Consider the following 22861-nt stretch of genomic DNA (forward strand, 5'->3'; position numbering starts at 1 on the left):
CGCCGGGCCGCTCGACGCAGCCGCCATCAACCGAATGGGATCGTGGGATTCCGTGAGGATTCGGGGATAACCGAAACAACATGAGGGATCAAAGAGGATCTCACGGATTTCGCGGATACTGCATGCCGTATCCCATTGATCCCGTTGATCCTTGAAATCCTTCCTGCTGTTTCTGTTATCCCGAGATCCGACGAGCCATCGAACGCGCCGGGCCGCTCGACGCAGCCGCCATCAACCGAATGGGATCGTGGGATTCCGTGAGGATTCGGGGATAACCGAAACCGCATGAGGGATCAAAAAGGATCGCACGGATTTTGCGGATACTGCATGCCGTATCCCATTGATCCCGTTGATCCTCAAAATCCTTTCTGCTGTTTCTGTTATCCCGAGATCCGACGCACCATCGAACGTGCCGGGCGTTTCGGAGTCGCTCGCTTCGACGGGCGAGAAGGTGCCCAGCGTCAGGAAGACTCGGGCACCGGCGGCGCGACGCCGCCGAGTGAGGACACGAGCGGCAGCAGCCATGCGTCGAGCGTCTCATGGGTCACCGGCTCTGGTGCCGGCAGGCCGGCCTGGGCGAGCATGTACCATTCCTCGCGCAGCTTGATGGCCTCGACAACGTCGGCCGGCAGCGCGGTATCCGTACGCATCACGCGCAGCATGTGGAGGCGATCGGCGACGCCGCGCGTGTGGCGCGAAGGATCGTGGGCCAGTGCGGCGAGCACGACGATCGCCACCGCATCGGCCGGCGCCGAGGCGGCGAGCGGCGCGAGCGCCTCTCGCAGCGGCGACAGGGCGACCAGTGCCGTGATGACGTCGACCAGATCGGCGGACACCTCATGCAGCTCGAGCCACCGGAGGGCCCACGCGTGCACGTCCGTCTCGCGACTGAGTCCCACGAGCAGCGACAGCCGATGCACCGCGGCTTCGAAGGCGAGGGCCGTGTTCATGCGCGCAGCGCCTCGGGGAGGCGCGCGCGCAGCAGGCGAATCTGTCCGCGATGATTGAGTTCGTCTTCCATGACGTGATACCACGCCCAGAACGGCGTCGCGGGCCCGCTGAGCCAGGGGAGTGTCAGCGTGGTGGTCAGCCACGCGTCGGCGCGCTGCGACAGCGCGGCGACGGTGCGGGCGCGCACCGCGGCCATCACCCCGAGCAGGTCGTCGAGCGAGCGCCCTTCCGCCGCCGCCCAGGCGGCCGGACCGAGCCGGATCAGCGGACCGTGAACGGTCCATTCGTCCATGCTCGGTGGCGTCGTTTCGAGGGTGGCCGTGAGATACGCGTACTCGATGGCCGTGATGTGGGCGATGAGCGCGCCGATCGGATTGGCGGTCGCATCGTGCCGGTGCGCCAGCGCGGCGGTCGACAGGCCGGCCACGGCCGCAAGGGTGGACGCGCGGGTCGCCTCGAGCATGGCGAGGAGGGCGCCGATCTGGGGGGAGGCGCCGGGGGTCGGCTGCAACAGCAAGACAGACATGCGGGTGGGGTTGGGTCTCCAATCCTAGCACCGGGCACGCCGCACGGTGCATCGAACTCCCGAATCGGGTAGCTTCCCGGTGACCTCTAGCCCATTCGCCATGCGTGCTCCCGCCCTGCTCTTCCTCGCCGCCAGCACCCTGCTGACGTCCGCCTGTGCCTCGCTCGGTCGCGGTGCAAGCCAGTCCCTGCAGCCGCAGGCGGCGGTGCGCATCTACGACACCAAGTCGGCGAAGTTCGTGACCTGGCGGGAGTTCACGCAGGTGGTGACGAGCAAGGACCTCGTGTTCTTCGGGGAGCAGCACGACGACCCCGCGACGCATGCCTCCGAAGCGGCGGTGCTGGCGGCGATCGGCGAAAAGCGCGACCACGTCGTGCTGTCGATGGAGATGTTCGAGCGCGACGTGCAGCCGCTCGTCGATCAGTACCTCGCGGGGACCATCTCCGAGCAGAACTTTCTCGCCGGCTCACGACCGTGGGATCGCTACACCACCGACTACCGCCCCATGATCGAACTGGCGCGCGTGCACGGTTGGCCCGTCGTGGCGGCGAACGTGCCGCGGCGACTGGCCAGTGCCGTGAGCCGCCGTGGCCTGGCGCTGCTCGATACGCTCAATGCTGCCGACAAGCGCTTCATGGCGCGTGAGCACCTGTGCCCCAAGGACGCGTATTACGAGAAGTTCGCCGAGACGATGAAGGGGCACGGTGCCGGCGGCGGCCCGCCGACGGCCAGCGACGCGGCGATGATGGCCTCGATGACGGACAAGTTCTACGAGGCGCAGTGCGTGAAGGATGAAGCGATGGGCGAAGCCATCGCCGACGCGTGGAAGAAGGCGCCGAAGGGCGCGATCGTCTTTCAGGTCGACGGGGCATTCCACAGCGACTACGGACTGGGCACCGCCGCTCGGGCGCGACGCCGGGCGCCCGAGGCGAGCAGCGTGGTGATCACCGCGGTGCCGGTGGAGAACCTCGCCAAGGCGAAGGCCGGCGAGGACGCGAAGAAGGCGGACTATCTGCTCTTTACGCGCGCGCCCAAATAGGGCGCGTCACCCGTCCGTGGTGTCGGCGGCGTCGCCGTCGCCCGTGCGGTCGCCCGTGCCGTCGGCGTAACCGCGCTCGAGCAGGAACGCCCGCACCTTCTCCGGATTGCGCTCCACTTCGAGGGAACCCGGGCGCAATCCGGTGCGAATGAGAATGCCGCGCCCGGCGCCGCTCGCGACCACAAAGGCGTCGGTGGTGATGCACACCACCTCGGCCGTTTCCGACAGCTGCTGCGGGTGTCCGGAGAAGTGCATCGCCGCGCCCTGCTGCACCCCGGCGGCGTTCATGCCGCCGTGCGGTTCACTCCAGGTGACGCCGGTGAAGAGCACAACGTCGTTGCCGCCGTCGATGAAATCTTCCACGGGCACGCCCAGCAGCCCGGGATTGTCGGCCACGTCGGCGCGCACGCGATAGGCGTCGAAGAGCCCTTCGACATCGGCCGTGTCGATCCCGATGCGCACGGCCTGCCCGTCGCGCAGCACGACGGTGAGTTCATGCTCGGCGGTGATCAGTCCGCGCCACGCGCCGCGCAGCTTGCGGAGCGCCTCGATAGTGTCGGCCGTGGCCTGAAAACGATATTCGCGCATCCCGGCAATTTATCCCGCGGCGCCAGTCGGGCGCGCGGGCCCGTGGCGCTCCTACTGGGCGCGTCGCAGCTGGTACTGGTGCCGGAACGCCATGGTCTGCCCATTGATCGCCGTCTCCTTGAGCAGGTGCACCGCCCCCGCCGACACCACGAACGTCTCGCGGATGCGCGCCGGCTGATCGTCGTCGCGGCCGTCGGTCTCGAGCACCAGCCGCACGGGTTCACCGTTGCCCCCGCCGGTGCGCCCCTGCACCACGAACCGCTGCAGCGTGCTGTCCTTCACGCCACCCCACCGCGCCTGCTGCATGGCCCGATCGAAGTGCAGGTGATCCACGCTGCGCACCGTCTTGCCCGGCCCGTCGTCGTACGTGTAGCGGAGCTCGAGACCGTCTTCGTCGGGCGCCGGCACGATCTGCAGCTGCGTCGGCAGCGTGACGCGGCGGGTGGAGTCCTGATAGTCCTTGTATTCGAGCGTCCCGTGCCATGTCCCGATCAGACTGGCATAGAGCTGATCGCGCGGCTGAGCCTGCGTGAGTCGCGACGTGCGCACGCAGGCCGCGAACAGCGCAGCGATCGCCAAGGCGACCAGTGGCAAACGGAGACGTGACACGAGGCAGGGACGTAAGGGCACACATCGACGCGCACTCGCGCGGCACAGGAGATAAGACGCAACGACCGGGCAAAGGGTTGCAAGGCGCAAGCCGGTAGGCAAACGGCGGCGTGTCTCTCGGAGACACGCCGCCGTCTGGACTGCCCGCGGCGATCGGAATCGCTGCGCGCCTATCGCTTACTTGTTGCGGAGCCCGTCTTCATCGAAGAAGCCAAACGGGCTCGCGCCACCGACCGCGCCGGTGTTCTCGACGCGGAGCTTCACCTTCTGCGTAGTCGGGCCAATCTGGAGGACGACGCCATAGTCGCCGGTGGTGGCGGTCCCACCGCCACCGGCGCCGCCGAATCCGCCACCGCCGCCGCCACGACCACCCTGCGCCGGCATCGGCAGGCCGATCAGCGCGAAGATCTTCTGCACTGCCGGATTCGATCCGGCGTTCGCGAGCTGCTCCGCCTGCGCCTGCGCCTCACCAGCGGCGGCGGCCGCACCGCGACCCGCCGCGGCAGCCCCTTCCGCCGGACGCGCGCAGAACGGTTCCCACTGCGTCAGCGGACGCTCGCAGGCGCCGCCGGCGCCGCGACCGCCACCGCCGCCACCGCGACCGGCAAAGCCCCCGCCGAAGTTCGGCGGATTCACCAGGCGCTTCGCGAGCGCGATCGCCGTGCTGTCGTACTTCGCCTTCGTGAGCGAATCGAACACCGCCGGTGCGCGCACCGCCCGCAGGATGCTGTCGCGCTTCTCACTGGGCGAGAGCGCCGCGCGCGGCGCCGGACGACCGACGAGCGCATAGCCCCAATTCACCGTGTGCAGGCCGGCCGTGGCCGGCCCGTTGATGGTGCTCACCGTGTCACCACCCGCATCGACGATGCTGATCCGGGCCGTCGTGCCCGGCGTCGTCACGCGATACGAAATGCTCGCGCCATAGGGCGGGTTCTGCGTGGTGAAGAAGTTCTGCGCGTTGCCGTTGCCGCTGGCGCCGCGGAGCGGCTCCTCACCCCACTGGAAGCCGGTCTTCGGCTCGAAGAGATGCACGGGCTTGGCCGCCACCGTCTTCGTGAGCTGCTGGAGCGGCGCGACATCCACGATCCAGATGCCACGGCCGTGCGTCGAGGCGATGAGCTCGCGATCGCGCGGATGGATCTGGAGATCGTAGACCGGCACGCTCGGCAGATTCGCCGCGAACTTGGTCCACGTCGCGCCCCGATCCACCGAGGCGTAGACGCTGATCGACGTCCCGACGTAGAGCACGTCACGGTTCGTCGGATCCTCGCGGACGACGTGCAGGAAGTCGCCCGGCCCACCCGTGGGCAGGTTGTTCACCAGGCTCGAGAACGTCTTGCCACCGTCCTTCGACACGAACAGGTACGGCTTGAAGTCACCCCAGCGATGGTTGTCGAAGGCCACGTACACCACGTTGGTGTCGAACTTCGACGCCTCGATGCGCGTGACGTACACTTCGCCGCCGTTCGGCAGACCGGCGATGTTCTTGCCGATGTTCTCCCACGTGGCGCCGTCATTGCTCGACTTCCAGACGTTGCCGTCGTCGGTGCCGGCGTACAGCAGGCCGGGCTTGGCCGGGCTCTCTTCGAGCGCCACCACGGTGCCGTACGTCTCGGCGCCGGTGGCGTCGAGCGTGATGCCACCGGTAAGGCGCAACGACGTGTCGAGCTTGGCCGTGAGCTGCTTGGACAGGTCGGGCGAAATCAGCTGGAGCTCTTCGCCGCGCTTGCTCGACTTGAGCACGCGATTGCCGCCGAAGTAGATCACCGCCGGATTGTGCGGCGAGATGAAGAACGGCGAGTTCCAGTTGAAGCGCAGCGACAGCGCCACCGAGTCCGCCTGCTGCTGCTTGCGCAATGCCGCGATCGCGGCCGTCTGCGCCTTGGTGGCGGGCACGAGCGGATCACCGCGCACGATGGCAATGGAGTCTTCCCACTGGCGGTACTTGGCCTGCCAGCTGGGCTTCTGGAAGCCCATCCGCTCACCCGTCTTGAGGTTGAGCCGCGACACGTTGCCGCCCTGCGACTCGCCGTACACGATGTTCGGATCGGTCGGATCCATGGCCGCGTAGAAGCCGTCGCCGCCGGCGATCGTGAACCAGTAGCCGAGGCTCGTCTGCGGCGTGCGGCGCTTGCTCGGGCCGCACCACGTGCCGTTGTCCTGCGCGCCGGCGCACACGTTGTACGGCACGCTCATGTCGTACGCGACTTCGTAGAACTGCGCGACCGGGATGTTCTGCGGCTGAATGAAGTTGCCGCCCTTATCGAACGTGATGGCGATGCCACCGTCATTCGCCACTGCCCAGCGGTCAGTATCGTTCGGATCGATCCAGATGCCGTGCGTGTCGATGTGCACGCCGTTCGCGGCAACCCGGTTCGTCTTGCCGCCGTCTTCGGAGAACTGCAGGTCCGTGCTCGAGAAGTACACCCGGTCCGGGTTCTTCGGATCACTGCGCACCTGCGAGTAGTAGAACGGGCGGACGTTGTAGTTGTTCATCTGCTGCCACGTCGTGCCGCCATCGGTGCTCTTGTAGAGCCCGTTCTTCTTGGGGCTGCGCTCGCCGACGATCGGGCCGGTGGTCTTCTCCGACGCCTCGATCATCATGTACATGACGTTCGGGTTGGCGAGATTGATGTTGAGGCTCATGCGCCCCTTGAGCCCCTCGGGGAAGCCGTTCCCCTTCACCTCGGCCCACGTCGTGCCGCCGTCGGTGCTCTTCCAGAGCGCCGAGCCCGGGCCACCGCTCCACAGCGAGTACGGGGTGCGGAAGCGCTCCCAGCTCGTGGCGAACACGATGTTCGGATCCTTCGGATTGATCGCGACGTCCACGAAGCCCGCCTTGTCGCTGACGAACTTGACCAGCTGCCACGTCGCGCCGCCATCGGTCGTGCGATAGAGGCCACGCTCCGGATTCGAACGCCACGCGGCGCCCAGCGCCGCCACGAAGACGATGTTCGGGTTGGTGGGATGCACCGCGATGCGACCGATGTGCTCGGTCTTTTCGAGACCCATCGGCTTCCAGGTGATCCCGCCGTCGGTGCTCTTGAAGATCCCGCCACCCGGTTCAATCGAGTTGCGGGAGTTCGGCTCACCCGTGCCGGCCCATACCTGATTCGTGTCGCTCGGCGCGATGGCGAGCATGCCCATCGAGATCACGCGCTTGTCGTCGAAGACGGGGCGCCAGGTAATGCCGTTGTTGGTGGTCTTCCAGATGCCGCCACCCGCCGCCGCGGCGAAGAGCGTCTTGGAGGGGCTGGGGATGCCGACGATGTCGGACATGCGCCCCATAAAGTTCGCGGGGCCGACGGTGCGCCACCGGAGGCCGGCGACGAACGCCGAGTCGATCGACTGCGCGAGGGCGCTGCCGGCGACCAGCGCCGAACCGGCCACCAGGGCACCGGCGTGGGCCAGACGAACGGCGAGACGGAAACGGGTCATAGAGTGCGGAGGGTTTGGAGTGGGTACAAACACCACCTACCAAACGTGCACCCGGCCCCACACGTTTAGCGAATGATTCCAGCCATCGGCATAGCCGCGCGCGACGCGGCCGGACCGCTCTCTCCGTGGACGTTTGAACGCCGCGATGTCGGCCCGCGCGACGTCCAGATCGAGATCCTGTATTGTGGCATCTGCCACTCCGACCTCCACACCGTGCGAGGTGAGTGGGGGCCGGTGCAGTACCCGCTCGTCCCCGGCCACGAGATCGTGGGCCGCGTGGTCACCGTTGGCGGCGACGTCCACCGCTTCAAGGCCGGCGATCTGGTCGGTGTTGGCTGTATGGTCGACAGCTGTCGCGAATGTGACTCGTGCCGCGCTGGTGTCGAGCAGTACTGCAGCAACGGCATGACCGGCACCTACGACAGCCCGGACAAGGTCTCGGGCGGGCGCACGCAGGGCGGCTACTCCACGACCATCGTGGTCACCGACGACTTCGTACTGCGCGTGCCCGAGACGCTCGACACCGCGGCCGTGGCCCCGCTGCTTTGCGCCGGTATCACCACCTGGTCGCCGCTCCGCCATTGGAAGGTCGGCCCGGGCTCCCGCGTCGGCATCGTCGGTCTTGGCGGGCTCGGCCATATGGGCGTCAAGCTCGCGGTCGCGCTCGGCGCCCACGTCACCGTCTTCACGACCTCCGAGGGCAAGGTCGAAGACGCCAAGCGCCTGGGCGCCCACGCCGTCGTGATCTCCAAGGACAAGGCCCAGATGAAGGCGGTCCGCAACTCGCTCGATCTGATCCTGGATACCGTCAGCGCCCCGCATGACATCGAAGCGGAAATGTCGCTATTGCGGCTTGATGGTGTTCTGTGTCTGCTTGGCGGATCGCCCGAACCTCACCCGTCGCCGGCCCCCTTCACGTTCATCCTGAAGCGTCGCTCCCTCGCCGGATCGCTGATCGGCGGCATCAAGGAGACGCAGGAAATGCTCGATTTCTGCGGCGAGCACGGCATCACCTCGGACATCGAACTCATCACCGCCGCCGACGTGAACACCGCCTACGAGCGGATGCTCAAGGCGGACGTGAAGTACCGCTTCGTCATCGATCTGAAGACCCTCTCGGCCTGAGCCGGCAGGCGTAGCCGTCGGCTCGTACGCCGATCACAAAACTGATCGCCACGTCGTGTGACTGACGGGGCAGCCATTCGTCCCTCGGATGTTGGCTGTCCCGTTTCTCCATTGACCCCGCATCATGTCCGGAACTCCCCCGCTCTCCGACGCGCAGGTCCGCGCCGTGCTGGAGCAGCGTGAACGATTGCAGGAGATCGCCGATCTCCGCCTGACCGCGCCGGACATTCAGGCGCTGCTGCAGGCCTCCTGCGAGCAGGCCGCGCAGGAGTTCCAGCTCCCGATCGGCCTCGTCTCGATCGTGCTCGACGAAGCGCAGTACTTCGCCGCGCGCGTCGGTATCCCGGACTGGATCGAACAGGCCGAGGGGACGCCGAGCGAGTGGAGCTTCTGTCGCTACGCCGTGGCATCCCAGGAGCCGCTGATCGTGGACAACGCCGCGCAGGATGAGCGGCTCAAGGACAATCCGCTGGTCACCGTGGACGGCCTGCGCTGCTATGCCGGCGTGCCGCTCATCAGTTCACGCGGGCATGCGCTGGGATCATTCTGTGTCGCGGGCGTCGAAGCTCGCACATTCTCCGACGCGGAACTCGCGCGACTGCACGAGCTGGCGTCGGAGGTGATGCGGCAGATTGAAGCCCGCCGCGTTCGTGGGCCGGCCTGATGCCCAACCCACGCGTTCCCCTGTACGACCTCGAGGCGCCGACCCTCGCCCTCATCGTCACGTCGCTGTCGCGCTACGTCGATGAGGACGAAGTGCCGGCCTTGCTGACCGCCGCGCGCGCCGAGGCCGGCTTGGAGCCCGAGCATCCGGAGACCCCCGAGGTGCTGCTCCGGCTGGTCGAGGGGCTGGAGCGGCAGGGCGACTTCGCCGCCACCTGCGCCAAGGGGCTGCGGGTGCGCATCAAGTCGTATCTCGTTCTCGCCGCCGCGCACCGCAGCCCGTAAGGCGCGGGCGCTGGTGCGGGCGCCGGTGCGAGCGCCGGTGCGAGCGCCGGTGCGGGCGCCGACCGCCGCGCCGGACCGGGGCCATGGTTTGGTGCGTTCCCCCTTGGACGGTTAGGATAGAGCACGTCCCGCTTTCGCCTCTGTCCACCACCGTGCCGCATTCTCACGTCCCTGATTGGCCGGATCCCGAGCGTCTGCTCGTCGTTGAAGACGACGACTCCTTGCGCGACACCCTCGTGCAGACCCTCTCGACGGTGTGTCGCTCGGTGCGGACGGCCTCGACCGTCGCCGAGGCGGAACGCGAGGTCGCGCAGCACCCACCGGAGCTGATCGTCCTCGATCTTGGTCTCCCTGACGGTGACGGCGCCGATCTGCTGCGGCGCCTGCGCAAGACGACCGATGTGCCGATGATTGTGCTCTCGGGGCGCGACAGCGAGGAAGAGAAGGTCGCCCTGCTCGATGCGGGGGCCGATGACTTCGTCATCAAGCCGTGCGGCGCGAGTGAACTGCTGGCCCGTGTGCGTGGACAGATCCGCCGCGCCTCGACGTCATCGGCCGCGCGTTCGTGGGCACGCGTGTCGGTGGATGGGGTGGAGATCGATCTGATCGAGCAGCGCGTGGTGCGACACGGCACGCCGCAGCGCCTCACCCCCACCGAATGGGCGCTGCTGCGCGCGCTCGTGCTGCACGCCGGTCGGCCGCTCTCGCCCAAGCAACTCTGGGACATCGTGTGGGCCCGCGAGTTCGGCGACTATGCCACTCATGTACGCGTGCACATGACGCATCTGCGGCGCAAGGTCGAGCCGGATCCCTCGATGCCGCGTCTCATCGTGACGGAGCCGGGCGTCGGCTATCGCTTCGCGGCCCCGCGCTAGCCCGTGGAGCTGCCGAATCGCCGACGGGTCTGGGTGCTCTACCTGAGCGCCTGGTTACTCGCGACCGTCGTCTTCGATCGCATCTCGGACAACCCCGACCTTCGTATCGCCCACGGCGTCCTGACCTATCTCCTCCTGATCATCGGGGCGAGCCGGCAGGGGGGGGGGCGCTGGCTGAGCGCGGTGATGGTGTCCATCAGCTACTTCGCGGTGGACTACTTCTTCGTCCCGCCCCGACGACAGTTTGGCGGCGCGAGCGAGTTGAACGCCCTCATTCTCATCGGCTTTGCACTGACCGGGGTGCTCGTCACCGCGCTGTTCGATCAATTGCAGCGGGCGGTCGCGGTCGCCCGTGAGCGCACCGCGGAAGTGGAGCGCCTCAGCGCCGAGCGCCTGCAACTCGAGCGCGACGCCGCCACGGCGCGGGTGCTCACCGAAGCCGATCGCCTCAAGAACGCGCTGCTGGGCTCGATCGCACATGACCTGCGTTCGCCCGTGGCGACGCTCGCGCTGCTGGCCGATCCGGCCGGTGGCTTTGGCCCCACGCAGGCGCTGCAGCGGGTGGGCGAAGAGTCACGCCGTCTGGGCGACTATCTCGCCACGCTGCAACGGTTCGCGAACACCAGCGGCACCGCGCTCCAGCTCGAGGCGCATGACCTCGGCGCGCTGGTCCAGGTGGCGCTGCGATCGGGGGAAGCCGTGCTGTCCAAGCGGACGGTGCGCGTGCACGCGGCGCGTCAGGAGACGCTCGCCTGGTGCGACCAGACGCTCACGGTGCAGGTCCTCGGCAATCTGCTGCAGAATGCCGCGCGCTACTCGGCGCCGGACACGTCGATCGACGTGTTCTGCACGAGCACGCCGGACGGGCTCGAGATCGTGGTGGCCGATCGCGGCCCCGGCCTCGACGAGAGCGATGTCGAGCGCCTCTTCACGCCGCTTCGCCGCAAGCCCGCCCCGTGGAGCGAACCGGTCACCGAGGCGGCGCGCATGGGGATGGGCCTGTCGATCGCCCGCACCTTCGCCCGCGCGCAGGGTGGCGATGTGATGTACCGGACGCGCGACGGCGGAGGATCGTGCTTCGTCCTCCGCCTGCCCGCCCCCGCCAACCGCCCCGTTACTTGATGCAGTCGGTCAACACGCGCCGCTGCGCCTGCTGCGGCGTCTTGATGGCCTCGTAGAAGTCGTTGAAGAACGACAGGTGGCTCTTCACGATGTTCGGCGCCAGCAGCTTGCCGATGTCGTCGGTGTAGAGCGCTTCGATGGCCGGCCGCTTCGTCTTGAAGAGCTCCCAGACCTCGGGATAGGCATCCTTGTGCAGGCAGTAGCCGCGGAAGAGCCGCTCGCGCACCGACTTGATGGGGAGTGACGGATCGACGCCCGCGTAGCTCGCGTTGATCACCCCGGAGAAGTCGAAGTCATACGCGATGGGAATGTTGCGGCCATCGGCGAACGCGATGATCTCTCCGTTGTGCAGGCCGTTGAACGACACATCGGTATTGGCGACGAAGTAGAGGAACGCGTAGGCAATCGCCGTCTGCTTCGGTTCGAGATCTTCCGCGGTGGCGCCCTTCTGCTTGACGCGCCCGCCCCCGAGCCGCGCGGCGACCTGCGAGGGGTCCTCAATGAAGAACGCCCAGCGCGTCATCTCCACCTTGCCGGTGGCACTGTCGGCGTAGGTCATCTTCACCAGGCGCACCTGATGGGACGCCTCGGTGAGGAGGCGGTAGATGCGATAGAGCTGCGCCTCCTGCACGATGTACGACTCGTAGGTGTCGTTGTTGCGGCAGACGTTCACGAGCTTGGGCTCGTCGGCGTCTTCGAGCAACGTATGGTCGGCCGTCTTGTTGGAGACCTTGATGCGGATGGGCGGAAACTCGCAGTTCTTGAGGCGCCAGATCCCGCGTGTCTTCGCCTGCACGGGGACCACGATCTCCTTGCCCGTGGAGTCCTTGTACGTGAGCGATGCGGCGCGCCAGGGCGCATCCGCATTCCGATCCTTCCGGATCTGCTTCACGTTGATGGTGAAGGTCATCTCGAGCGGCGTCTCGCTGCGATACAGCTTGGGGCGCGGGATCTTCTTCTCCTTCGGATCCTTGGGATCCTTCGCGTCCTTGGCATCTTTCGCCTCCTTCTGCTCCTTGGGGGCCTTGGCCGCCTTGGGCGGCTGCTGGGCACGGAGCGTGGTGCTCGCGAGGAGCAGGGGCAGCACGAACAGGGCACGGGCGGCAGCGCGCATACGAACACTCCGGGTAGCGAAAGACATTTACTCCAACTCCGCGGCCTCGAGCTGCGACGCGCCGGTGGCACGCACGAGCGAGAGCAGTTCCTCCGGGCCGGTCTTCTTCTTGAGCTGCACGCGATACTCGAGCACCGTGGTCCCATCGGCGGTTTGCATCCCGCCAAACCGCCACGTCTTCGTGTGCTCGGCCAGCCGGGGCTCGAGCACGCGGCGCAGCATCGCGGGATCGCTGGTCGTGAGCCGCAGGGTCCGCTCCTCGAACACGACCGGCATCTCGGTGGTCATGTTGTTGGCCTTGGCCCGGCGGAACGCGCGCTCGGCGAGCCCTTCGAGCTGCTCGGTGGTCATGTTGCGCAGGACTTCTTCGTCCATCCGCGCGACGAAGGTGCCGGTCCGGGCCATCTGCTTGGCGCGGGCGAGGCGCTTCTCGGCCAACCGTCCGTCGAGTTCCACGGCGTGTCCGAAGTCGGTGAACCAGAGCGCGAGAATCAGCACGTTGAAGCCGACACTCAGCACGAAGGCCACCGGCATGTTCACCGCCGCCGCGAGCCCCAGCCCGGTGGCGAGAAACACGTAGACCGCGTCCTTGCTGTCGTCGAGCGAGTTGCGGAAGCGCACCGCCGCCACGATGCCGGCCAGCGAGAAGGCGAGGGTGACGGAATACTTCACCAGCAGCACGATGCCACTGACCACCGTGGGCAGGATGATCAGCAGCTGCACCACCGACTGCTGGTAGCCCCGCTTGGCGCGGGTGAGCTGATAGATCCATGCCACGGGCAGCGACAGCAGCGAGGCCGCCGCCATCGCTACGGCCATGGTGAACGCCAGCGTCCCCTCATCGAGCGGAGCGGCCGACTGCTGCTTGGACACCGCGTCGGCCTTGCCGAAGAGCGCGTCGAGCGACGACGGGATCTCGGCGTTGCCGCGCGGCAGCACCTCCCACGCCATGGTGGCGAGGACGGCCAGCGCCACGTACAGCACGACGCTTCGCAGGATCACGCGCGTGGCGGGCGCCGAGCGCCAACTGGAACTCACGCCAGAAACTCCTGAAATGGGAACACGACCTCGCGGGGCGCGGACCAGCCCGCCGCGCGCAGGGTAACAGAGGGGCAATCGGCACCAAACATCGTGCTTTCCCCGCGGTTCCGCCATCGGCCGTGCTGCTGCCGCCACCGATGACCGCCGCTTGCCACCCCCCGATCGGTCCGGCACATTCGGCCCATGATGCGCTCACTCCTCGTCACCCCTGCCGTCGCCCTGCTCCTGGTGGCCGCGGCCTCGCGTCCCGGCCCGTCACGCCCGGTCCCGGCGCCCGCTCTTGACCGCCATGCGTCAGTCGCGCAGCCCGCCAAGCCGTCGCTGGTGGTGCTGATCGCGGTGGACCAGTTCAAGGCGGACTATCTCGATCGGTTCGGCCCGGAGCTTACCGGCGGACTGGCTCGGCTGGCGAAGGGTGGGGCGCGCTTCACAAACGCGCATCACGACCACGCCATCACCGAAACGGCGCCGGGCCACGCCACGCTGTTGTCGGGGCGCTTTCCGCGGTCCACCGGCATCATGCTCAATCGCGAGGGCGTGGAAGACAACGCCTATCCGCTGGTGCTCGGCGGCTACGGCACCGGGGCCTCGCCGCGTCGGTTCAAGGGGACCACGCTCGCGGACTGGATGAAGGCGGCCGACAAGAATACCAAGACGCTGTCGGTGTCGATGAAGGATCGCGCCGCGATCCTGCCCATCGGGTCGTCGAAGAGCGACGTGTACTGGTATGCGATCGATGGGCGCTTCCTCACCAGCACGTATTACCGCAAGGACATCCCGGCGTGGTTGCAGCAGTTCAATGACCGCAACCTGATCTTCAGCTATGCCGGCAAGACCTGGGACCTGCTGCGGCCGGCGAGCAGCTATCCCGAGCCGGACTCGGTGCCGATCGAGATGGGCGGCAAGAACTTCACGTTCCCGCACAAGCTGAGCGACGACCCCATCGAAACGGGGAGCGAAATTCGCATCACCCCCTTCATGGACGAGGTGACGGTGGCCCTCGCGCTCCACGGCCTGGAGGCGATGCAGCTTGGCAAGGGCGCGTCCACCGACCTGCTGTCGTTCTCCCTGAGCGCGACCGACGTCATCGGCCACAATTACGGCCCCGATTCGCGCGAGATGCACGACCAGATCCTGCGCCTCGATCGCACGCTCGGCGTGTTTCTGGATTCGCTCTACACGCTGCGTGACTCGACCAAGGTGACGCTCGTGCTCACCGCCGATCACGGGGTCGGGACGATTCCCGAACTCAAGACGGACATCACGCCGCGACCGGTGCGGGCCAATCTGTATCCGCTCATGCCGGCCGTGCGCGCGCAGCTCAAGGCGCTCAAGGTCGATACGACGGCGGTGGAGCTCGACCAGCAGATCGTGCTGGTCAACCGGGCGGCCTTCAAGAAGCCGGCGGATCTGGACAGTGTGATGGAGGCGTTTGCGCGCGCCGCGCGCACGCAGCCCGGCATCGCGCGCGTGGATCGCTGGTCCAAGATCCTGGCCGACTCGGCGAGCGATGACATCGCCCGCCGATGGGCCCACCAGTTCCCGGCGGAGTCGAATGTGGACGCGGTGGTGACGCTCACGCCGTACAGCACGTGGGGCGGCAACATCGCATCCCATGGTTCGCCGCGCGACTACGACTCGCAGGTCCCGATCATCTTTTTCGGCGCCGGCGTAAAGCCGGGCGTGCGCGACCAGAAGGTACGCACGGTGGATATCGCGCCGACGCTCGCCGACCTGCTGGGTGTGAAGCCGCTCGAGCGGTTGGATGGAACCGTGTTGCCGATTCGCCCGTAGACCAGCATGCGCAAACTTCAGATCGCCATGGTGGTGTTCATTGTGCTGGTGCTCGGCCTGCTCTGGCGCTCGGCCACGATGTAGCGCGACCGGGCGGTGGGTTCACCGCCCGGCGTTGGCTCGCACCGTCAGCTGCGCCAGCCGTTCCCCGGCGGCGCGCAGCGTTTCTTCGCGCTTCGCGAAGTGGAAGCGCACCAGGTGGTGCACCGGCTCGCGGAAGAAGCTCGACCCCGGCACCCCGGCCACGCCGATCTCCTTGATGAGCCACTCGCTCGCCAGCGTATCGTTGGCAAAGCCGAGCGGGCTGACATCGACCATGACGTAGTACGCGCCCTGCGGCTCGGTGTACGACAACCCCGTCGTCTTGAGGATGTCGAGGAAGAGCGTGCGCTTGGCGGTGTAGAGCTCGGCGAGCCCCTGGTAGTAGCTCGGGGGCAGTTCGAGTGCGCCGACGGCCGCCTCCATGAGTGGCGCCGCGGCCCCTACGGTGAGGAAGTCGTGCACCTTCTTGGCCTGCGCAATGACGTGCGCCGGTGCGTGCACATAGCCCAGACGCCAGCCGGTGATGGAGTACGTCTTGGAGAGCGAGTTCACCGTGATCGTGCGCTCGAACGCGCCGGGGAGCGTGTTCACGTACACATGCTGATGTGGCGCGTACACGATGTGCTCGTACGGCTCGTCGCTGATGATCCAGGTATCGTGCTGCTCGGCGTAGCGGATGATCGTCATCAGCTCATCGCGCGTGAACACCTTGCCGCTCGGATTCGACGGATTGCAGACGACGATCGCCTTGGGGTTCTGGGCGAAGGCCTTTTTGAGATCGTCTTCGTCGAAGCCAAAGCCCGGCGGATGCAACGGGACGTAGATCGGTTCGGCCCCCGAGAGGATCGCGTCGGCGGCGTAGTTCTCGTAGAAGGGCGAGAAGACGATGACCTTGTCGCCCGGATTGCAGGCGGTCATCATCGCGCACATCATCGCCTCGGTGCTGCCGCAGGTCACGACGAGGTGCTGATCGGGATCGACCTCCAGCCCACTGAAGTGGCTGATCTTGCGGGCGAGCGCCTGCCGGAAGCGCGGCGCGCCCCAGGTGACCGCGTATTGATGGAACGGCCCGTTGCGCGCGCGGTCGAGCCCTTCGAGCAACACCTCCGGCGGATCAAAGTCCGGGAAGCCCTGCGAGAGGTTGATGGCGCCGTACTGATTCGCGAGGCGGGTCGTGCCCCGGATGACGGACTCGGTAAAGACGTTCAGGCGGGAGGCGGTGGTGGGCATAACGCGCACATATAGCGCCGGATTCCGCCCTGCGCCAATCCGGCACAGCTTACGCGCATGACTCCTTCTCCAGTATCTGCGGGGCCGGCGATGCCGAGCCGTGCCATCTGGCTGATCAGCTGTTCCGGGCTCGTGCCCTTTCTCGTGTGTCTTGGCCTGATCTACGGCGTGCCCTCGCAGCGCGCCGCGGCCATCCAGGCGTTCGTCGCCTACTCGGCGCTGACCCTCACCTTCCTCGGCGGCGCCCGGTGGGGCGCCGAGCTCGTGCGGGCACCGGACAGCCCGGCGCTGGGCCGGCTGATGGCCGCCGCCATCCCGTCGGTGGTGGGACTGTTCGCGCTCCTCCCGCAGGTCCCCCCGCGGTTGGCGATTGGCCTGCTGCTGTCCTCAAGCGCCTGGCAGCTGACGTGGGACGTGGCCGCGGCGCGCGCCGGCCTGCTCCCGGCGTGGAATGGCCGGGTGCGGACGGTGATGACGGTGCTGGGGACGGTGTGTACGGTGGGGGTGTTGCCGGCGGTGTGGTGATCCGAAGTCCGAAGCCGGGGCCGAGTTGAGATGTGAGTAACCCCTGAGAGCTCAGGGGGCAGACTTTCAGGGGGTAGAGCTCAGGACCGCGGTTGTCGTCCTGAGCTCTACCCCCTGACGTTCTTCCCCCTGAGCTCTCAGGGGTGACGACATCAGTTCTGTGACATACCCCATTGGGGCGGCAAGGGCCGGCCGGTGTCACCCAACCCTCCCTCGGTCGTCATATTCCGGTATCGCCGGGTGTGCCGGCCATGAAACTGTCTGACGAGACAGTTTCTCGAATTCTCTGCCTTGTCCGTGACAGCTGTGGCCCAACTTGATCGCCTTCTCCCGCGCCTGGAATCGGGCGCCGCGTCGTTGATCCTGCTGGAAGCGGATCAGCCCATCCGGTGTGTGACGCCCGGCGGCCTGCAGCAGGTCAGCACGCAGGTGCTCACCTCGAGCCAGGTGCTCGCGCTCGTGAGCGAGCTCGCGAAGCCGGAGGACAAGCCGGCGATCATCGCGGGTACCGGCATCCGATTCATTTACGAGTTCAACGGCAAGCAGTGGCTCGTCCAGCAGGACGAGAACGACCCGTCCATCCTGCGCGTCCGCGTGCGCCAGTGGGTGGATCGCCCGGCGACCGGCACGCCCGGCACGGGCGCCGGTGCGGTGCGGCGGCGTGAGTCGGACGCCCCGTTCGGTCCATTCTCGAGCAATGAGGAAGCCCAGGCTGCGCTCGAGAAGCTGTTGCGCATTCAGGTGTCGCGGGGGGCGGCCGACCTCCATCTCCGCGTGGGTGAGCCGCCAATCTTCCGCCTGGGCGGCGACGTGATGCGACTTGAGGGGGAGAATCCGCTGCAGCCGGACCAGGTCGATGCGATGCTCAAGTCGATCATGCCGGAGAAGAACAAGAAGGAGTTCGCCGAGCGGTGGGACACCGACTTTGCGCACGAGATCGAGGGCGTCTCCCGGTTCCGCGTGAACGTGCTGCGCGACCGGAAGGGCACCGCGGCCGTGCTGCGTACCATTGCCAGCGGCACGGTCACCGTCGAGGAGATGGGGATCAGCCCCGAAGTGCAGGCGTTGTGCAACCTGTCGAAGGGGCTGGTGCTGGTGACCGGCCCGACGGGCTCGGGCAAGTCCACCACGCTCTGCGCGCTGGTGGATCTCATGAACCGGACGCGCTCCGATCACATCATCACGATCGAAGACCCGATCGAGTTCGTCCACCAGAGCAAGAAGTGCCTCATCACCCAGCGCCAGGTGGGCGTGCACACCGAGTCGTTCAAGAGCGCGCTGCGTGCGGCGCTGCGTGAGGATCCGGATATCGTGCTGGTCGGCGAGTTGCGCGACCTCGAGACGATCGCGATCGCGCTCGAGACCGCCGAGACTGGCCACCTGGTGTTCGGTACGCTGCACACCAGCACGGCCGCGAGCACGATCAACCGCATCGTGGACCAGTACCCGGCCGACCGGCAGGAGCAGATCCGCATCATGCTCGCCGAGTCGCTCAAGGGCGTGATCTCGCAGACGCTGTGCAAGAAGATCGGCGGCGGCCGCGTGGCGGCGCGCGAGATCCTCATCGTGAACAAGGCCGTGAGCGCGCTCATTCGTGAGAACAAGACGGTGCAGATCAACAACGTCATTCAGACCCAGCGCAAGCTCGGCATGGAGACGCTGAACGACGCGCTGATGAGCCTCGTGAAGAGCAAGACAATCGAGCCCGAAGAGGCTTACATGAAGAGCGTCGAGCGCAAGGACATGATGGCGAAGCTCAAGGCGCTTGGCTATCAGGTCGAGGGCGTGTCGGGCGACGAGTAAGGGAGCAACGCCGGAGCCGCCCCACGTATACGAGGTACGTATACGCTCCACGTATACGCAGGACGTATACGCCCTTAACAATTCCCACCCCCAGGGCTAGAATTGGGCGACCAATTCCCCGCCCCGAATGCCCGTAGTCCCTCCATTCCAACTGCTTGACCGCTACGACGTGATCGAGGAGATCGGTCGCGGCGGTCATGCTGTGGTCTACCGGGCATACGATCGCGCGCTGACGCGCGACGTGGCGGTCAAGGTCCTGCGCGAGGACGTGCTGGCGCCGACGATCAAGGCGCGCTTCACGCAGGAAATCCAGGTGATGGCGACGCTGCAGCACCCCCATATCCTGCACGTGCACGATTCGGGGACGTTCGAAGGGCAGCCGTTCGTCGTGATGGCACTGGCGCCGGCCCAGACGCTGGCGCATCGACTCGAGCGCGAGCCGCAGTTGCCCATCCAGGATGCGGTGCAGATTGCGCGCGAGGTGGGGAGTGCCCTTGCGCATGCCCACGCGCGCGGGGTGCTGCACCGCGATGTGAAGCCCGAGAACATCCTGCTGAGCGACGGCGGGGCCATTCTCGCCGACTTCGGCATCGCGCGCGTCACCGGGGAGCTCGCCATCTCGCGCATCACGAGCACCGGCGAGGCGGTGGGCACGCTGCAGTACATGAGCCCCGAACAGCTGTGCGCCGAGCCGGTCGATGCGCGCAGCGATCAGTATGCGCTGGCGTGCGTGCTCTACGAGATGATCGCCGGCATGCATCCCCATCCGGCGGCGACCTTCGAGGCACTGCGCGCACTGCGGTTGATGGGGCGCCAGACGCCGCTCTCGCTGCTGCGCCCCTCGGTCTCGCCGGTGCTGGAGGAGGTGGTCACCCGTGCCATGGCCGTCACGCCCGCCGACCGGTTCCGGTCGATGGACGAATTTCTCATGGCGCTCGACCTCACCCGCACCGGCGACGCGACCATCGTGGGCGTCACGGGGAGTGGGGTGGCGATTCGGAGTGACAGTCGCGGGCACGCGGCGGTGGCGGCGCCCGTACGGCGCTCGGGCCGCCGCGCATGGGTCGCCGGCGGCGTCCTGGCGATGGGCGCCGCCGGCGCCGCACTCTGGACGTCGGGTGGAGTCCGTGCATCACCGGCGGTCACGGGCCCGACGGTGAGTCTCGCGATCGAGGGCGACTCCCTCACGCGTGCCTTCAGCGAACGCGTCCAGCGCGAACTGTCTGCGTGGGATGGGGTGACGATGGTGCCACGCGACGGCACCTGGCGCCTGCAGGCAACGGCTACGGTGCTTGGGGATTCCGTGCAGCTGCGGCTCGAGGGGAGCGGCACGCCACTCACGACCGGCGATTCCGGAGGGCCGGCCACGACGCGCCTGCAGATTGCGCAGATGCTGCCTCGGGTGGAGGTCGCGACGGCCGACGAACGGACGGCGATGATGGTGCGGCATGTCCTAGCCGGCGCTCCATTCGGTGAGGTGCCGGGTCTCGATGGGCTGCCCGGGCGTTCGCTCGCTGCCCTGCGATCCTACGTGCGCGGGCACGCGCTGCTGCGCGTCGGGCAACTCGACTCAGCCGCCACGTCGTTTCAGGTGGCGCGCGATGCAGAACCACGCTTTGCGCAGGCCCGATTCTGGGCCGCGCAGAGCGCCGCCTGGAATTCGCCGCGCGTCGTTGATCGCTGGAAAGGTGATGCCGATGAAGCGGTCCGACTGGGAACGCTGCACGGTGTAGATTCGCTGCTCGCAGCGGGGTTGCAGCACATGGCGGCCGCGCGGTTTCCCGAGGCCTGCGACGCGTATCGACGGACCACCGGACTCGACGCCGAAAGCTTCAGCGGATGGTTCAACCTCGGACTCTGTCAAAGTCTTGATCGAGCGGTCGTTCGCGACGCCGGGAATCACCCACAGTTTCGCGGCAGTGCGTGGAGTGCGCTGAAGGCCTTCAGCATGGCGGTCCAGACGGCACCCACGAGTGAACTGCTCGCTCGCGTCTTCGGGGTGATCCGTGCCGGTACCTACTCAACGGGGAGCGAACTTCGCCGAGGCGCGGATGGCGCCACCGCCTTCGCCGCCTACCCAGAACGTCGGGGTGACTCCCTCGCCTTCGTACCGATCGATACGGCCAGCCTGCGCACGGGTGGCGCCGCGCTGATTCCGACCACGTGGACGGCGGGGCTCCGCTTGGGACGCGAGCGCGCCATTCTGCTCGCGGAACAGTGGCGGAGCCGTTTCCCAGGTTCGGTGCAGGCCCGCCTCGTCTACATCGAGTCGCTCGAGCGCGCGGGCCGGCTCACCGGCGACGATAGCGTTGCCATTCATCTGGCCCTCGGCGCGGCCGACTCGACACAGCGCAGTGCTGCCGACCAGGCGCAACTCGCGATCGCTCGCACGCGAATCGCGCTGCGGCGCGGCGACCTGACGGGGGCGCGATCGGCGGGCCGAGCCGCGCTCGCTCTGGTCACGACGGTCACCGACACGCTTGTCCGCCAGCAGTTGACTGCGGTGGCCGTCTTGCTCGGCGACGCCGGCGCGCTCGATGCGCTCGCCGCACGCAACACCGATCCTGGGCAGATGCCCGCGTCGGTCGCGACCCCCTTCCGTCAACTTGAATCCGCGCTGTTTCTGGGGCGCTGCGCAGAAGCGATGCAGCGGCTGGCCCAGACGGAACGCGCCTTGGAGGGCGCACTGCCACGCTCGGAGCACGCCGGTGCCCGACTGCAGTGGATTCGACCGCTTACGCGCTGGGGACTACCCTGTCTCGGCGTGGAACGCGCCGCGCAGTACCCGATGCAAGTCCTGCTCGACAGTGCCGTCGTCCTGTTGTCGCGGAGCCGACCTGATCAGTCCCGTCGCCTGCTGGCGACGATCCGTGCGCAACGGAGTGGTGCAGCGGTCGGTAGCATCACGTGGGACTACCAGTTTCCCGAGTCGTGGCTGACCATCGCGGCGGGCGACACGACGGCTGGGCTCAACCAACTCGTGGATGCCTTGAATAACCTGGCCACGATGAGCGCCTATACGCTGATCGAACCGCCGCAGGCCGCGTCGCTTCGCAATGCACTGCAGTTTCTCGCCGAGTTTCCGGCACCCCGCGATGCACAGTCTTCCCTTGCGCGCTGGCGGGAGCGCGCCCGCGGCTTTCTCACCCCTTGATTGAACGGAGTGTCCATGCGGCCTGTTGTCTGCTCATCGAAGCATCGCGTGCTCGCGCTACTCACCGGCATCGCCTTGATTCCCGCCTGCTCGCTCGGAGCGCAGGCAGCGAAACCTCGCCCGGGCAAGCCGAAGTACGAGTGCAAGCAGAACATCCACGCCCCGAGCGACCCCGGTGCCTGTTCCGGATTTCCGGAGGCGCCGCTGGCCGACGGCAGCAGCGATGCCAAAGCGGTGAAATGGCTCATGAAGACGGCCAAAGACAATAAGAAGTGGGGGCGCGCGGTGTCGCAGTGGCGCAAAGGCGCCCCGGGCAAAGCACCGACCTATTTGACTGTGCAAGCCATTCGGGGCCTCGACAGCATTGACGTCGAGAACGTGACCAGCCACGGCCTGGTGTTGGCGAAGATCGTGCCCGAGCCCGGCGGGAGTGGCGACTCGCGGTACGGCTTAGGTGCCGATGATGTCGTCGGCATGCAGGGCGAGTTCTTCTTCGTGGTGACTGGCTACACCGGCGGAAACGTGATGGCTCCGTCGTACAAGATCGGCACGTGGGCGATCTACGGCCTGACCACCGGCTCGAAGCCGACCCTGAAGGTGATGAGCAGTGGCGCCCTGCATCAGTGCAGCGGCACGCATCTCGATCAGTCCACCATCACCACGCGATTCAACGGGTGCGATGATGCGCATTTCGCCATGGCGGCGGAATCCAAGCCGGGTATCAAGGCGCTGCTGGGCGGTCGACGATTGACTGAGGCCGTGCTCTCCCGTGAATACCCGGTCGGCACCTCAGGCAATCTGAACGCAAACGACGTGCTCCGTCTCATGCAGGGAGAATGGGACGGACCCGCCTGGATTCTGTGTGGGACCGGATGCTGCACCTTCGAAGGCGGGCTTCGCACCACGGGTCGCGCGCCGACGAAGTAAGCGACCGTGC

At 67.1% G+C, this 22861-nt stretch carries 19 protein-coding genes; 11 read left to right on the forward strand and 8 right to left on the reverse strand.

Annotation, left to right across the window (positions count from 1 at the left end):
• Positions 1-461: 461 nt before the first annotated feature.
• Both K2R93_01765 and K2R93_01770 read right to left on the reverse strand, forming a co-directional pair.
• The gene (locus K2R93_01765) at positions 462-950 is read right to left on the reverse strand and encodes a hypothetical protein (GenBank protein MBY0488543.1); all 489 of its coding nucleotides are present in this window, start codon (positions 948-950) and stop codon (positions 462-464) included.
• The gene (locus tag K2R93_01770; GenBank protein ID MBY0488544.1) at positions 947-1477 is read right to left on the reverse strand and encodes a DinB family protein; all 531 of its coding nucleotides are present in this window, start codon (positions 1475-1477) and stop codon (positions 947-949) included. The genes K2R93_01765 and K2R93_01770 overlap by 4 nt, the downstream gene beginning before the upstream one ends.
• A gap of 100 nt (positions 1478-1577) precedes the next feature.
• On the opposite strand from K2R93_01770, the gene K2R93_01775 reads away from it, so the two are divergent.
• The gene (locus tag K2R93_01775; GenBank protein ID MBY0488545.1) at positions 1578-2516 is read left to right on the forward strand and encodes a ChaN family lipoprotein; all 939 of its coding nucleotides are present in this window, start codon (positions 1578-1580) and stop codon (positions 2514-2516) included.
• Between the two features lie 6 nt (positions 2517-2522).
• Here K2R93_01775 and K2R93_01780 read toward each other — a convergent pair whose 3' ends face one another.
• The 3 genes from K2R93_01780 to K2R93_01790 form a co-directional block, all read right to left on the reverse strand.
• Complete coding sequence (locus K2R93_01780) at positions 2523-3104, reverse strand: hypothetical protein (protein MBY0488546.1); 582 nt, start codon at positions 3102-3104, stop codon at positions 2523-2525.
• A 51-nt stretch (positions 3105-3155) separates the two neighbouring features.
• On the reverse strand, positions 3156-3713 hold the full coding sequence (locus tag K2R93_01785; protein MBY0488547.1) for a hypothetical protein: 558 nt from the start codon (positions 3711-3713) through the stop codon (positions 3156-3158).
• A gap of 177 nt (positions 3714-3890) precedes the next feature.
• Positions 3891-7151, reverse strand: coding sequence for a hypothetical protein (locus K2R93_01790; protein ID MBY0488548.1), 3261 nt, complete (start codon positions 7149-7151; stop codon positions 3891-3893).
• Positions 7152-7223: 72 nt separating this feature from the next.
• On the opposite strand from K2R93_01790, the gene K2R93_01795 reads away from it, so the two are divergent.
• The 5 genes from K2R93_01795 to K2R93_01815 all read left to right on the forward strand — a co-directional run bounded on the left by K2R93_01795 (position 7224) and on the right by K2R93_01815 (position 11221).
• Positions 7224-8276, forward strand: a complete 1053-nt coding sequence (locus tag K2R93_01795; protein ID MBY0488549.1) for an NAD(P)-dependent alcohol dehydrogenase — start codon at positions 7224-7226, stop codon at positions 8274-8276.
• A gap of 124 nt (positions 8277-8400) precedes the next feature.
• Positions 8401-8940: a GAF domain-containing protein gene (locus tag K2R93_01800; protein ID MBY0488550.1), complete on the forward strand. Its 540-nt coding sequence runs from the start codon at positions 8401-8403 to the stop codon at positions 8938-8940.
• Complete coding sequence (locus tag K2R93_01805) at positions 8940-9224, forward strand: hypothetical protein (GenBank protein MBY0488551.1); 285 nt, start codon at positions 8940-8942, stop codon at positions 9222-9224. Before K2R93_01800 ends, K2R93_01805 begins: the two co-directional genes overlap by 1 nt.
• Before the next feature lie 152 nt (positions 9225-9376).
• Positions 9377-10099, forward strand: coding sequence for a response regulator transcription factor (locus K2R93_01810; GenBank protein MBY0488552.1), 723 nt, complete (start codon positions 9377-9379; stop codon positions 10097-10099).
• A 3-nt stretch (positions 10100-10102) separates the two neighbouring features.
• Positions 10103-11221, forward strand: a complete 1119-nt coding sequence (locus K2R93_01815; protein ID MBY0488553.1) for a PAS domain-containing sensor histidine kinase — start codon at positions 10103-10105, stop codon at positions 11219-11221.
• On the opposite strand, the gene K2R93_01820 is transcribed toward K2R93_01815, so the two are convergent.
• Positions 11214-12335 (reverse strand): hypothetical protein, encoded by a 1122-nt coding sequence (locus K2R93_01820; GenBank protein MBY0488554.1) that lies wholly within the window; start codon positions 12333-12335, stop codon positions 11214-11216. The two genes, K2R93_01815 and K2R93_01820, sit on opposite strands and share 8 nt — an antisense overlap.
• Before the next feature lie 27 nt (positions 12336-12362).
• Entirely contained in the window at positions 12363-13373 is a 1011-nt protein-coding gene (locus K2R93_01825) for a DUF4956 domain-containing protein (protein ID MBY0488555.1), read from the reverse strand.
• 186 nt (positions 13374-13559) lie between these two features.
• On the opposite strand from K2R93_01825, the gene K2R93_01830 reads away from it, so the two are divergent.
• Complete coding sequence (locus K2R93_01830; GenBank protein MBY0488556.1) at positions 13560-15170, forward strand: alkaline phosphatase family protein; 1611 nt, start codon at positions 13560-13562, stop codon at positions 15168-15170.
• Between the two features lie 102 nt (positions 15171-15272).
• On the opposite strand, the gene K2R93_01835 is transcribed toward K2R93_01830, so the two are convergent.
• Positions 15273-16442 (reverse strand): aminotransferase class I/II-fold pyridoxal phosphate-dependent enzyme, encoded by a 1170-nt coding sequence (locus K2R93_01835; GenBank protein ID MBY0488557.1) that lies wholly within the window; start codon positions 16440-16442, stop codon positions 15273-15275.
• A 57-nt stretch (positions 16443-16499) separates the two neighbouring features.
• On the opposite strand from K2R93_01835, the gene K2R93_01840 reads away from it, so the two are divergent.
• The 4 genes from K2R93_01840 (at position 16500) to K2R93_01855 (ending at position 22851) form a co-directional block, all read left to right on the forward strand.
• Complete coding sequence (locus K2R93_01840; GenBank protein MBY0488558.1) at positions 16500-16967, forward strand: DUF3429 domain-containing protein; 468 nt, start codon at positions 16500-16502, stop codon at positions 16965-16967.
• 651 nt (positions 16968-17618) lie between these two features.
• Positions 17619-18770 carry a type IV pilus twitching motility protein PilT gene (locus K2R93_01845; protein ID MBY0488559.1) on the forward strand — a complete coding sequence of 384 codons (1152 nt, stop codon included), beginning with the start codon at positions 17619-17621 and terminating at the stop codon, positions 18768-18770.
• 127 nt (positions 18771-18897) lie between these two features.
• Positions 18898-21924, forward strand: a complete 3027-nt coding sequence (locus K2R93_01850) for a protein kinase (GenBank protein ID MBY0488560.1) — start codon at positions 18898-18900, stop codon at positions 21922-21924.
• 15 nt (positions 21925-21939) lie between these two features.
• On the forward strand, positions 21940-22851 hold the full coding sequence (locus K2R93_01855; protein ID MBY0488561.1) for a hypothetical protein: 912 nt from the start codon (positions 21940-21942) through the stop codon (positions 22849-22851).
• Positions 22852-22861 lie beyond the last annotated feature (10 nt).

Source organism: Gemmatimonadaceae bacterium (assembly GCA_019752115.1).
Lineage (GTDB): Bacteria > Gemmatimonadota > Gemmatimonadetes > Gemmatimonadales > Gemmatimonadaceae > Gemmatimonas.